The sequence below is a fragment of the Aeromonas mytilicola subsp. aquatica genome (genome assembly GCF_044336385.1).
Taxonomy (GTDB): domain Bacteria; phylum Pseudomonadota; class Gammaproteobacteria; order Enterobacterales; family Aeromonadaceae; genus Aeromonas; species Aeromonas rivipollensis.
Genome location: NZ_CP172298.1, coordinates 475,612 through 487,291 on the forward strand (window position 1 = coordinate 475,612; position 11,680 = coordinate 487,291).

The 11,680-nt window shown below is 59.7% G+C and carries 11 protein-coding genes; 4 read left to right on the plus strand and 7 right to left on the minus strand.

Translation table 11 applies throughout. The annotated features are described in order from the left end of the window. Positions 1–20 precede the first annotated feature (20 nt). The 4 genes from lpxC (at position 21) to mutT (ending at position 5,328) form a co-directional block, all read left to right on the plus strand. Positions 21–944, plus strand: a complete 924-nt coding sequence (lpxC, locus tag ACFWHB_RS02410) for a UDP-3-O-acyl-N-acetylglucosamine deacetylase (RefSeq protein ID WP_041204903.1) — start codon at positions 21–23, stop codon at positions 942–944. Positions 945–1,084: 140 nt separating this feature from the next. Next, on the plus strand, positions 1,085–1,990 hold the full coding sequence (locus tag ACFWHB_RS02415) for a M23 family metallopeptidase (protein WP_025328452.1): 906 nt from the start codon (positions 1,085–1,087) through the stop codon (positions 1,988–1,990). Positions 1,991–2,047: 57 nt separating this feature from the next. Then, positions 2,048–4,768, plus strand: a complete 2,721-nt coding sequence (gene secA / locus ACFWHB_RS02420; RefSeq protein ID WP_106885651.1) for a preprotein translocase subunit SecA — start codon at positions 2,048–2,050, stop codon at positions 4,766–4,768. Between the two features lie 155 nt (positions 4,769–4,923). Then, entirely contained in the window at positions 4,924–5,328 is a 405-nt protein-coding gene (mutT, locus tag ACFWHB_RS02425; RefSeq protein ID WP_395949381.1) for an 8-oxo-dGTP diphosphatase MutT, read from the plus strand. A 72-nt stretch (positions 5,329–5,400) separates the two neighbouring features. Here the strand turns inward: mutT and yacG are convergent, their stop codons facing one another. The 7 genes from yacG to ACFWHB_RS02460 form a co-directional block, all read right to left on the minus strand. Next, the gene (gene yacG, locus ACFWHB_RS02430; protein WP_025328449.1) at positions 5,401–5,595 is read right to left on the minus strand and encodes a DNA gyrase inhibitor YacG; all 195 of its coding nucleotides are present in this window, start codon (positions 5,593–5,595) and stop codon (positions 5,401–5,403) included. A 9-nt stretch (positions 5,596–5,604) separates the two neighbouring features. Beyond that, a complete protein-coding gene (gene zapD / locus ACFWHB_RS02435; protein WP_162520171.1) occupies positions 5,605–6,327 on the minus strand; it encodes a cell division protein ZapD in 723 nt (240 codons plus the stop codon). 37 nt (positions 6,328–6,364) lie between these two features. After that, positions 6,365–6,979, minus strand: coding sequence for a dephospho-CoA kinase (gene coaE, locus ACFWHB_RS02440; protein WP_395949382.1), 615 nt, complete (start codon positions 6,977–6,979; stop codon positions 6,365–6,367). A gap of 18 nt (positions 6,980–6,997) precedes the next feature. Then, positions 6,998–7,870 carry a prepilin peptidase gene (locus tag ACFWHB_RS02445; RefSeq protein ID WP_395949383.1) on the minus strand — a complete coding sequence of 291 codons (873 nt, stop codon included), beginning with the start codon at positions 7,868–7,870 and terminating at the stop codon, positions 6,998–7,000. An 80-nt stretch (positions 7,871–7,950) separates the two neighbouring features. After that, the gene (locus ACFWHB_RS02450; protein WP_106885656.1) at positions 7,951–9,192 is read right to left on the minus strand and encodes a type II secretion system F family protein; all 1,242 of its coding nucleotides are present in this window, start codon (positions 9,190–9,192) and stop codon (positions 7,951–7,953) included. Positions 9,193–9,322: 130 nt separating this feature from the next. Continuing rightward, positions 9,323–11,029 carry a PilB family type IVa pilus assembly ATPase TapB gene (tapB, locus tag ACFWHB_RS02455; RefSeq protein ID WP_395949384.1) on the minus strand — a complete coding sequence of 569 codons (1,707 nt, stop codon included), beginning with the start codon at positions 11,027–11,029 and terminating at the stop codon, positions 9,323–9,325. A gap of 3 nt (positions 11,030–11,032) precedes the next feature. Beyond that, positions 11,033–11,467 carry a pilin gene (locus ACFWHB_RS02460; RefSeq protein WP_395949385.1) on the minus strand — a complete coding sequence of 145 codons (435 nt, stop codon included), beginning with the start codon at positions 11,465–11,467 and terminating at the stop codon, positions 11,033–11,035. Positions 11,468–11,680: the final 213 nt, after the last annotated feature.

An 11,680-nucleotide genomic window follows, 5' to 3' on the forward strand; every position in this document is an offset into this window, starting at 1 on the left:
GCTGTTAAGCGGATACGCCCATGATTAGACAAAGAACCTTGAAAACGAGTGTCCAGGCCACCGGTGTGGGCCTGCATTCGGGCCGGAAAGTCACAATGACGTTCCGTCCGGCGCCTGTTAACACAGGGATCGTTTACTTGCGTACCGATCTGAATCCTGTGGTCGCGCTGCCAGCCAACGCCGATCAGGTGCGTGATACCGTGCTTTGTACCGCTCTGGTCAACGAAGCCGGTGTCCGCGTGTCAACCATCGAACACCTCTCTGCCGCCCTGGCCGGGATGGGGATCGACAACCTCTATGTCGAGGTTGATGCCCCCGAGATCCCGGTGATGGATGGCAGTGCGCACCCGTTCATCTACCTGCTGCAAGAAGTGGGTATACGTGAGCAGAATGCGCCCAAGCAGTTCGTGCGGATCAAGCAGAGCGTGCGGGTTGAAGACGGCGACAAGTGGGCGGAATTCCACCCCTATCGCAACGGCTTCAAGATGGATCTCGAGATCGATTTCCAGCATCCGGTATTTGAAGGCCGCAACCAGCGTTGCGTGCTGGATTTCTCCGGTGCCTCTTTCGTGAAAGAGATCAGCCGTGCCCGTACCTTCGGCTTCATGCGTGACATCGAGTACCTGCGTTCCCAGAACCTGGCCCTGGGCGGAAGCCTGGAAAACGCCGTGGTACTGGATGACTACCGGGTGCTGAACGAAGATGGTCTGCGTTACGAGGACGAGTTCGTCAAGCACAAGATGCTGGATGCCATCGGTGACCTCTATATGTGCAACCGCAGCATCATCGGCGAATTCCGTGCCTACAAGACGGGCCATGCCCTGAACAACAAACTGCTGCGTGCCTTGCTGGCCAAGCAGGAGGCCTGGGAACTGGTGACCTTCGAAGGTGAGGGCGACAAAGCGCCTATCGCTTACTACGATAACGGTCTGGTTCTGGCCTGATAGCTGTGCAACAGGACGTCGGTCATCTCTCCGCACCGACGTCCTGTCATTTGTTTATTCCATCCTTTAATACCGATTATCTCCCGGTTTTATTGCCCGTGCAGGCTCCTGGCCTCACCTGACCGAGAAGACAGATTTCTATGAGCATTACCCTGATCCTCAACGGTAAGCAGCGCCGCAAGTTGCACTTACCCAAACAACGTCTGGCCTGGGTCGGCGGTATCCTCTTCACTGTATTGGCACTGAGTGGTGGTTGGCTCTGGCAGAGCTGGCACCAGAAAATGGAGGCGCTGGAAGTCGCGCTGGCCATGGCCGAACAGCAAAAATCCACGCAAGGGGCCGATGAAGCCCGTGAACAGCTTGCCATGCTGGCCGCCCAGGTGGGCACCATGCAGGGGCAGCTAGGTCGCCTCAACGCGCTCGGCGAACGTCTGACCGAGAAGGCAGACCTCGATCCCGACGAGTTCAATTTCAAGGAGCTGCCCCCCATGGGTGGCCCTTCCTATGACGAAGAGCTGGAAGTGAACCTGGGCGAGCTGCAAGCCTCCATGAAACACCTCAGCCAGCAGCTCAGCAGCCGTGAAGAACAGCTGTCGGTACTTGAATCTTTCATCATGAATCACCATATCACCGATGCCGGTTTCATCTCGGGTTCACCGGTGAAGCAGGAGCGAGTCTGGATCTCCTCCGGGTTCGGTGGACGGGTTGACCCGTTCAACGGTCGCGCCAAGATGCACAAGGGGGTGGATTTTCGTGGCAAGCCCGGCACTCCCATCCTGGCGACCGGCAAGGGGATCATCAGCTGGGCAGGCCGCCACCCGCAATTTGGCAACATGGTGGAGATAGACCATGGCAATGGTCTGGTGACCCGTTATGCCCACAACTCCAAGTTGTTGGTGGATGTGGGCACCCTGGTCGATGAGGGCCAGAAGATTGCCCTGATGGGGCGTACCGGTCGTGCGACCGGGGTCCATCTGCATTACGAAGTGTTGAAAGATGGTCGTCAGGTCAACCCCGCACGCTTTCTGAATGCCAGACGGGGTTAGGTTTTTTCTTCAGGTTCCAGTGACGGAACGCTTATATAACCAAAACAGTTGGTACACATGATTAGCACACTGCTCACCAAGATTATCGGCAGCCGGAACGACAGAACGCTCAAGGCTTTGCGCAAAATTGTAAAACAGATCAATGCGATGGAGCCTCAGTTCGAGGCCTTGTCCGATGGCGAGCTGCAGGCGAAGACCGCCGAGTACCGTCAGCGCCTGGAGCAGGGTGAGACCCTGGAGCAGCTGTTGCCGGAAGCGTTCGCCACAGTGCGCGAGGCGTCCCGCCGGGTGTTCGGCATGCGTCACTTCGACGTGCAGCTGATCGGCGGCATGGTGCTGAACTCCAACCGCATCGCCGAGATGAAGACGGGTGAAGGCAAGACCCTCACCGCGACGCTGCCTGCCTATCTGAACGCGTTGACCGGTCGCGGTGTGCACGTGGTGACGGTGAACGACTATCTGGCCAAGCGTGATGCGGAGGCGAACCGCCCGCTGTTCACCTTCCTCGGCATGACGGTCGACTGCAACGTGCCCGGCATGGATGCGTCCCAGAAGCGCGACGCCTACGCCGCCGACATCACTTACGGTACCAACAACGAATTCGGTTTCGACTACCTGCGCGACAACATGGCGTTCTCGCCGGAGCAGCGCGTGCAGCGTCCGCTCAACTACGCGCTGGTGGATGAGGTGGATTCGGTGCTCATCGATGAAGCCCGTACCCCGCTGATCATCTCGGGTCCGGCGGAAGACAGCTCCGCCATGTATACCCAGATCAACAAGCTGATCCCGCTGTTGGTCAAGCAGGACAAGGAAGACTCGGAAGAGTATACCGGCGACGGCCACTACACTGTGGACGAGAAGAACCGCCAGGCTCTGCTGACCGAAAACGGCCAGATCTTCGTGGAAGAGCTGCTCAAGAAAGAGGGGCTGCTGGCGGAAGAGGACTCCCTGTTCTCCGCCACCAACATCAGCCTGCTGCACCACGTCAACGCCGGCCTGCGTGCCCATACCCTGTTTGAACGCAACGTCGACTACATAGTCCAGAAGGACGAGATCGTCATCGTCGATGAGCACACCGGCCGTACCATGCCGGGTCGTCGCTGGTCCGACGGCCTGCACCAGGCGGTCGAGGCGAAGGAAGGGGTCAAGATCCAGAACGAGAACCAGACCCTGGCCTCCATCACCTTCCAGAACTATTTCCGTCTCTATGACAAGCTGGCGGGGATGACAGGGACTGCGGATACCGAAGCCTTTGAATTCCAGCAGATTTATGGTCTGGATACCGTGGTCATTCCGACCAACAAGCCGATGGTGCGCAAGGACATGGGCGATCTGGTCTACCTGACCGCCCAAGAAAAATACGCCGCCATCGTCGAAGACATCCGTGGTTGTGTCGAGCGTGGTCAGCCGGTGCTGGTCGGTACCGTCTCCATCGAGAACTCCGAACTGCTGTCCAGCATCCTGACCAAGGAAAACATCCCGCACAAGGTGCTGAACGCCAAGTTCCACGCCATGGAAGCGGAAATCGTCGCCCAGGCCGGTCAGACCGGCGCCGTCACCATAGCCACCAACATGGCCGGTCGTGGTACCGACATAGTGCTGGGGGGCAACTGGCAGGCCGAGATCGCCGCGCTGGAGAACCCGACCAGCGAGCAGATTGCCGAGCTGAAAGCGGCCTGGCAGGTGCGTCACGACGCCGTGCTGGCCTCTGGCGGCCTGCACATTATCGGTACCGAGCGTCACGAATCCCGCCGTATCGACAACCAGCTGCGCGGCCGTTCCGGCCGTCAGGGTGACCCGGGCTCCTCCCGCTTCTATCTCTCCATGGAAGATACCCTGATGCGGATCTTCGCCTCAGATCGCGTGACCGGCATGATGAAGAAGCTGGGCATGGAAGAGGGCGAGGCCATAGAACATCCCTGGGTAACCAAGGCCATCGAGAATGCTCAGCGCAAGGTGGAGGGTCGCAACTTCGACATCCGTAAAAACCTGCTCGAATTCGATGACGTGGCAAACGACCAGCGCAAGGTGGTCTACGAGCAGCGCAACGAGCTGCTGGACACCAACGACATCTCCGATACCATCCACGTCATCCGCGATGACGTCTATGGCAGCGTGATCGACGAGTACATTCCGCCCCAGTCCCTGGAAGAGATGTGGGACGTGCCGGGTCTGGAAGCGCGCCTGAAGTCTGATTTCGCGCTGGATCTGCCGCTGCAGCAGTGGCTGGCGGAAGACGACAAGCTCTATGAAGAGAAGCTGCGCGAGCGGATCCTGGAAGAGGCCACCAAGCTCTATGCCCACAAGCAGGAGCTGGTCGGCGTCGATGTGCTGCGCAACTTCGAGAAGGCGGTGATGCTGCAGACCCTGGATGGCCTCTGGAAGGAGCATCTGGCGGCCATGGATCACCTGCGCCAGGGCATTCATCTGCGCGGCTACGCCCAGAAGAACCCCAAGCAGGAGTACAAGCGCGAGTCCTTCGATCTGTTCACCCAGATGCTGGAAACCCTCAAGCGCGACGTGGTCAGCATCCTGAGCCGGGTTCAGGTGCAAGAGCGCGACGTAGAGGCGATGGAAGAGCAGCAGCGCCAGCAGGCGGAAGCGGCTCCCCGCACCTATACCCATGCCGCCGCCGAGAATCAGCTGGCCGACGAAGAGACCCAGGCCGATGCGGCACCGGTGACCTTCGTGCGCGACGAGCAGAAGGTCGGTCGCAACGATCCCTGCCCTTGCGGATCCGGCAAGAAGTACAAGCATTGTCACGGTCAGTTGACCTGATTGACGTGATGCCATGACAAGGCGGGCCCGGTGCCCGCCTTGTTTTTGTCAGATGGCGACGCGAAATCGGCTGTTAGGCATCATCGGCAGCTCACCCAGCCGGGTGTTGGGGTCATAGAGCAGCCCGATCAGGCAGAGAGTGCAAAGGTAACAAGATGGAACAGAAAAAGCGGATCTGGGTGGCGGTCGGCGTCATCGAGAATGAACGGGGCGATATCTTCATCGCCAAGCGCTCCTCCGATCGTCATCAGGGTGATCGCTGGGAGTTTCCCGGGGGCAAGGTGGAGTCGGGGGAAGACCTGCTCACCGCGCTGGATCGGGAGCTGTGGGAGGAGATAGGCATCCGGGTGCAGGATTGCGCTCCCTTCATGGAGCTGCACCACGACTACCCGGACAAGCAGGTGCTGCTGGATATCTGGAGGGTGACCCGCTTCCTGGGCGAGCCCTTTGGCAAGGAAGGGCAGGAGTGCCGCTGGGTGCCGCTGGCAGAGCTGCAAAACTACCAGTTCCCCGATGCCAATGGCCCCATAGTGGCGCGGCTGCAGGCCGCGCTGGCGTGAACCGGTAGCAAGAGACAATGAAAAAGGGCCAATCGGCCCTTTTTCATTTTGCAGAGGCGAAACCGCCAGGGCTTATAGCCACTGGTCGCCCTCTTCCGGATCCGGCAGCAGATCCGGATTGATCTCCCCCGGGATCCGCTTCTCTTCATCGGCCCACTCGCCGAGATCGATCAGCTGGCAGCGCTTGCTGCAGAAGGGACGAAACGGGCTCTGGGGACCCCACTCCAGCTCAGTCTGGCAGGTCGGACATTTTACCTTGGTTACCATGGGCGCTCCTTAGCAGCAGGCGAGCTGGAAAGGCACATCGCCGATCGGCTGTTCTGCGGTGGGCAGAAAACGCAGGGCGAAGCGGTTCTTGTGGCCGCTCAGGGTCGGGTAGCAGGACTGGGAGCCGATCAGACGGATGCGGATCAACTCGGCCCCCTCGGCGGTATCCTGGAAGAAGCCGTTGGTAGCAACCTGATCGCTGAAGTGGCCCGATTCACGCCACAGCCGCAGCAGCAGGGAGATGGCGTTCATCAGCAGGTTGATGTCGCTGAGCCATTGCTGCATCTGTTGATGGCGAGCCACGGCCGGCGTCACCAGCCAGTGGTGCAGTTGTGGCACGTCGAAGGCGCAGAGGCCACCGGGAATGGAGAAGCGCTGGCGGATGGAGCCGAGCAGACGATCCTCTTTCAGGCGGGCGCCGGGGCGAGGGGAGTTGAGCAGGCTGCGGGAAAGCTGGGTGCTCTCCTGTTGCATCCGCTGGATCTGCTCGAGGTCAACGTCCGGCAGGCTGGCCCAATGGCTCAGACGCTGGCCGAGACGCTCCAGATCCTTGATCAGATCGGCGCGCAGATCACCGCGCTCCAGCAACTCCTGCAAATCGAACAACCCCTTGAAGAAGGCGATGTGTGCCCAGGACTGGTCACTCTCCAGATTGTCGCGGATCTGGGAAAACAGGGACTCCAGACGAAGATAGGTCCGGCTTTTTTCGTTGAGGGGAAAATCGTAAATCATGCCTAATCCTGGCCAGCCATAAACCGGCCTAGTGTACTCACACTTGGGGGGCTTGTTGAGAGGCAAATGCCAGATATGTCTCGTGCAGCACTAAAATTCGCTCCCGTATGGTCTCAGTCGTGCCACTCTGGTTGTCCAGCACGTCATCGGCCATCGCCAGACGCTCGCTGCGGCTCGCCTGGGATGCCAGTATGGCCTGGGCCTGCTCTAGACTGACCCCGTCCCGGCGACAGGTTCGCTCGATCTGGGTCGTCTCATCCACGTCGATGACCAACACTCTATCGGCCAGCTCGGTGAGCCGGTTCTCTACCAGCAAGGGCACCACCAGCAGGCAGTAGGGGGAGTTGGCTGCCGCGCATTGGCGCAGCATTTCACTGCGGATGATCGGGTGGAGCAGGGCATTGAGCCAGGACTTGGCCGCCGGATCGCTGAAGATCCGCTCGCGCAGGGCCCGCCTGTCCAGTCGCCCCTGTTCATCCAGGATGCCGGGACCAAAATGGCTGGCAATGGCGGCCAGGGCCGGAGTGCCGGGCTCCACCACTTCGCGGGCAATCAGGTCGGCATCGACCACCTCTATCCCCAGGGCCGCAAACTGGTTGGCGACGCTCGTCTTGCCGCTGCCGATACCGCCAGTGATGGCTACCACATACATAGATTTGTGATCCCCTTGCTAGAGAACGATGTCCAGATACCAGCGGGTGATGTTATCCCCCCACAGCAGCGCTATCCAGCCCGCGATGGCGAGATAGGGGCCAAAGGGGATGGGTTTGCCCTGATGATGGTTGCGCAGCAGTATGAGCCCTATGCCGATGATGGCGCCGACCAGTGACGAGAGCAGCAGCACTATGGGCAGCGCCTGCCAGCCCAGCCAGGCTCCGAGCGCCGCCAGCAGCTTGAAGTCTCCATAGCCCATCCCCTCCTTGCCGGTCAGCAGCTTGAACGCCCAGTAGAGGCCCCAGAGCACCAGATAGCCGGCCATGGCACCGATCACCGCATCGGCCAGCGGCACTAAGCCCCCCGCCAGATTGAACAGCAGACCGCCCCACAGCAGCGGCAGGGTGAGTTGGTCCGGCAGCAACATCTTGTCCAGATCGATGAAGGTGAGGGCCACCAGTACCCAGGTCAGCAAGAGTGCGGCCAGGGTACCCCATCCCGGAGCCAGGGTCGCGGCGACGGCGACCGACAACAGGGCGGTCAGCAGCTCGACCAGGGGATAGCGGGCCGAGATAGGCGCCTTGCATTGCCGGCAGCGCCCCTTGAGCCAGAGCCAGCTCAACAGGGGGATGTTCTCCAGCGCGCCTATGGGGTGATCGCAGTGCGGGCAGCGGGAGCGCGGCACCATCAGGTTGTAGGGCTCGGCGGGGGAGGTGGCCACTTCGCTGCCGAAGTAGTCACTGTATTCGGCCTGCCACTCCCGCTCCAGCATGATGGGCAGGCGATGGATCACCACGTTGAGGAAGCTGCCAACCATCAGGGAGAAGAGAAAAACCAGGGAGAGATAGAGCCAGGGCAGGCCCTGGGCCAGTTCGATCAGAGGCACCATAAATCAACCGCTTGCGTTGAGAATCAGGATGGCAGAGGACCAGAACGAGCCATGCCCGCTGGTCGCTCTGCCGAAGGGGCTCAGTGTATCACAGAGCCCAGCTTGAAGATGGGGAGGTACATGGCGACGACCATGCCGCCGACCAGCACCCCCAGCACCACCATTATGATGGGCTCGAGCAGGCTGGTGAGACCATCGACCATGTCGTCCACCTCCTGCTCGAAGATGGCGGCGACCTTGGAGAGCATGTCGTCGATGGCGCCGGACTCTTCACCTATCATCACCATCTGGATCACCATGTCGGGGAAAAGATCCACGGTGCGCATGGCGACGTTGATCTGCATGCCAGCCACGACTTCGTTGCGAATGGCCAGGGTAGCCGTGCGATAGACATAGTTGCCCGAGGCCCCGGCAGCGGAGACCAGGGCATCCACCAGGGGAATACCGGCGGAGAAGGTGGTGGAGAGGGTGCGGGCGAAACGGGCCATGGCCGCCTTGTGCAGTATGTTGCCAACGACTGGAATGGAGAGGATGAACTTGTCGGTGTTGTCACGTACCTTCTGGGAGCTGCGCCAGGCGCGCACATAGAGGAATACTGTCAGGGCTATGCCGCCGAAGATGGCGTACCACCAATCCTGCATGAAGCGGGAGATGGCAATGATGAATCGGGTGAAGGCGGGCAGCTCGGCCCCGAAGCTCTTGAAGATCTCTTCGAACTGGGGGATGACGAACAGCAACAGTATGGAGGTCACTATGATGGCGACCAGGATGACCATGGCGGGATAGAACATGGCCTTCTTGATCTTGGATTTGAGCGCCTCGCTCTTCTCGCGATAGATGGCAATCCGGTCGTAGATGGTTTCCAGCGCGCCTGACTGCTCCCCCGCCTCCACCAGGTCACAGTAGAGGGCATCGAAGTGGCGGGGGTGGCGGCGCAGCGCATCTGACAGGGGGGTGCCTGTCTCCACATCGGCGGCGATCTGGCCGATCAGCTCGCGCACCGCCGCCTTTTCATGGCCACGGGCAATGATCTGCAGGCTCTGCACCAGCGGCACGCCGGCAGAGAGCATGGTGGTGATCTGGCGGGAGATGACGGCGATGTCCATCGGCTTGATCCTGGCGCCGCCCTTGGAAAACATTCCCTGGCCCTGCTTGCTGACCCTGGTGACATTGACGCCCTGCTTGCGCAGCTCCGCCTTGACTGTCGTGATGCTGTCGGCTTGCAACTCACCGGAAACCTTTTGTCCCTTGCGATTGACGCCGTGCCAGCGGAAGGAGAAGACCTTTTTTGGTGCGTTTTGTTTTTGAGCTAATGTAGCCATCACTGCATCCTGCAATTGGGCGACGTTGGCCGGATCAGGATGTTGCCTGTCCGGCTCATCTTGGCTTGAAGAACATCATCAGGGTGACTGCATGGGCCTCACCCGGCTTGATGACTCTAACACTGCGTATTCAGTTGGTCGTGATCCTGTTGATCTCGGCCAGGCTGGTGACTCCCAAACGGGCTTTCTCCAGGCCGGAGATGCGTAGCGTGCGCATGCCCTCCTTCTGGGCGATGGCCGCGATTTGCAGCGAGTTCGCTCCCTGCATGATCAGCTTGGCGATGTTGTCCGACATCAGCATGATTTCATAGATGCCGACCCGCCCTCTGTATCCTCCCGAGCACTCCTTGCAGCCGACCGGCTTGAACAGCCGCAGTCCGGCAGCCAGCTGCTGTTGGGTAAAGCCCAGCTCTTGCAGTTCGGCGTCGGGCACCACCTCGGGGGCCTTGCAGTGATCGCACAGCTTGCGGGCGAGACGTTGGGCCATGATCAGGGTCACCGAGGAGGCGATGTTGAAGGCCGGCACCCCCATGTTCATCATCCGGGTCAGGGTCTCGGCTGCCGAGTTGGTGTGCAGGGTTGATAGTACCAAGTGACCTGTCTGGGCGGCCTTGATGGCAATCTCGGCGGTTTCCAGATCCCGTATTTCCCCCACCATGACGATGTCGGGATCCTGGCGTAGGAAGGAGCGCAGGGCGCTGGCGAAGGTGAGCCCCGCCTTGGGATTGATCTGCACCTGGTTGACGCCGGGCAGATTGATCTCCACCGGGTCCTCGGCGGTGGAGATGTTGACCTCGCTGGTATTGAGAATGTTGAGACCTGTATAGAGCGACACCGTCTTGCCCGAGCCAGTGGGGCCCGTGACCAGTATCATGCCCTGTGGCTTGGAGAGCGCATGCAGGTATTGCGCCTTCTGGCGGTCGTCGAAGCCGAGCTGATCGAGGTTGAGGCGGGCAGCTGACGAGTCCAGCAAGCGGATGACTATCTTCTCACCCCACATGGTGGGCAGGGTGTTGACCCGCATGTCCATGGATCTGCTGCGTGAGATCTTCAGCTTGATCCGTCCATCCTGGGGCAGGCGTCGCTCGGCTATATCGAGTCTCGCCATCACCTTGAGACGGGCCGCGAAACGGTTCGCCAGATTGACCGGCGGGGTGGCGATTTCGTGCAGTATGCCGTCGATCCGGAAGCGGATCCTGTACTTGGTCTCATAGGGTTCGAAATGCAGGTCGGATGCGCCACGCTTGATGGCATCCATCATGATTTTATGGATGTATTTGACTATGGGGGCATCGTCGTCGGCGGTATTGACGCTCTCGTCGAGGCGCGAACCCTCATCGGAAACCTCGAGCTCCGAGATCTCGGCCTCGTCGATGTGATCCATGCCCAGGGTGTCCTGCTCGGTGTCCATCAGCTTGCCGAGGGCGGCGGTGAGCTTGCTCTCCTCAACCAGCAAGGCTTCCGTGTGCAGGCCGAAGCTGAAGCCGAAATCCTCCAGGGCCGACACATTGGTCGGGTCCGACATGGCGATATAGAGGGTGTGGCCCTGGGTATAGATGGGCAACACATGATGCTTCTCGATAAGCTTCTGATTGAGGTACTTCTGCGGGATCTCGGAGAGATCGAAGGCGGCAAGATCCAGCAGAGGTACCCCATATTCCAGCTCGCAGAAATCCGCGAGGGCCTTGCTGTCGAGGATGTCATTCTCGATCAGGAAGGTGACAAAGGGCTTGCGCTGCGCCCTGGCCTGGCTCAGATAGCGCTGTGAGTCCGGCTCACTGAGGAGGGAAGAAGCGGCCAGGCTGGTCGCCAGGCCGCTATTGAGGCTAGAGGTCATGCGTTAGCATTTGCCGTCGGTGACGCAAGAGCCAGAAATTGTCCACAAAACTTGCCGTCCGGCTTGGACTGCTCCAGAAGTGACGAGTGCATAAGTCGAGCCATCCAAGGCTGCGGCGGCAGTACCTGTAATTGTGATAACTCCGGCAGCATTAGTAACTGCAGCGCTGGCAAAATTCTGTGTGACAGCACTAGCGCCTGAAAGAGCATTCTGGCCAGCGGTTGCACAGTTGCTACCAACTGCGGTAGAGACACCAGCCCACCCCTGCACACAAACCTCGACGGCGGTTTTGGCCGGCCCAACGGCGGCAATAACCTCCGAAAACTTGGCGCGTTTGGTGTAGCTCTGATACGCCGGCAAGGCGATGGCGGCCAGAATGGCGACGATCGCAACGACTATCATCAATTCGATTAGCGTAAACCCTGACTGTCTTTTCATGTCAAATATCCTTTTGTCCATGGTTCCTGAAAAGTGCTGGTGGAAATCTATCCACACTCCAGCATCTTATCCGAGCGCTTCGGGTTGGCAACAGAGGCAGGGCCCTTGTTAACCACTTTTCTGTCATTTAGTGAAAATGATAGCAAAATCAAGGATTAAATGGTCTCTAATGACGCTTCTCAAGATTGGGGAGGGCCCATCTTCACACTCCTT

Bases quoted from the DNA above. Each gene is read 5' to 3' on its own strand.
- lpxC (WP_041204903.1), top strand. From the start codon at position 21: ATGATTAGACAAAGAACCTTGAAAACGAGTGTCCAGGCCACCGGTGTG.
- ACFWHB_RS02415 (WP_025328452.1), top strand. From the start codon at position 1,085: ATGAGCATTACCCTGATCCTCAACGGTAAGCAGCGCCGCAAGTTGCAC.
- secA (WP_106885651.1), top strand. From the start codon at position 2,048: ATGATTAGCACACTGCTCACCAAGATTATCGGCAGCCGGAACGACAGA.
- mutT (WP_395949381.1), top strand. From the start codon at position 4,924: ATGGAACAGAAAAAGCGGATCTGGGTGGCGGTCGGCGTCATCGAGAAT.
- yacG (WP_025328449.1), bottom strand. From the start codon at position 5,595: ATGGTAACCAAGGTAAAATGTCCGACCTGCCAGACTGAGCTGGAGTGG.
- zapD (WP_162520171.1), bottom strand. From the start codon at position 6,327: ATGATTTACGATTTTCCCCTCAACGAAAAAAGCCGGACCTATCTTCGT.
- coaE (WP_395949382.1), bottom strand. From the start codon at position 6,979: ATGTATGTGGTAGCCATCACTGGCGGTATCGGCAGCGGCAAGACGAGC.
- ACFWHB_RS02445 (WP_395949383.1), bottom strand. From the start codon at position 7,870: ATGGTGCCTCTGATCGAACTGGCCCAGGGCCTGCCCTGGCTCTATCTC.
- ACFWHB_RS02450 (WP_106885656.1), bottom strand. From the start codon at position 9,192: ATGGCTACATTAGCTCAAAAACAAAACGCACCAAAAAAGGTCTTCTCC.
- tapB (WP_395949384.1), bottom strand. From the start codon at position 11,029: ATGACCTCTAGCCTCAATAGCGGCCTGGCGACCAGCCTGGCCGCTTCT.
- ACFWHB_RS02460 (WP_395949385.1), bottom strand. From the start codon at position 11,467: ATGAAAAGACAGTCAGGGTTTACGCTAATCGAATTGATGATAGTCGTT.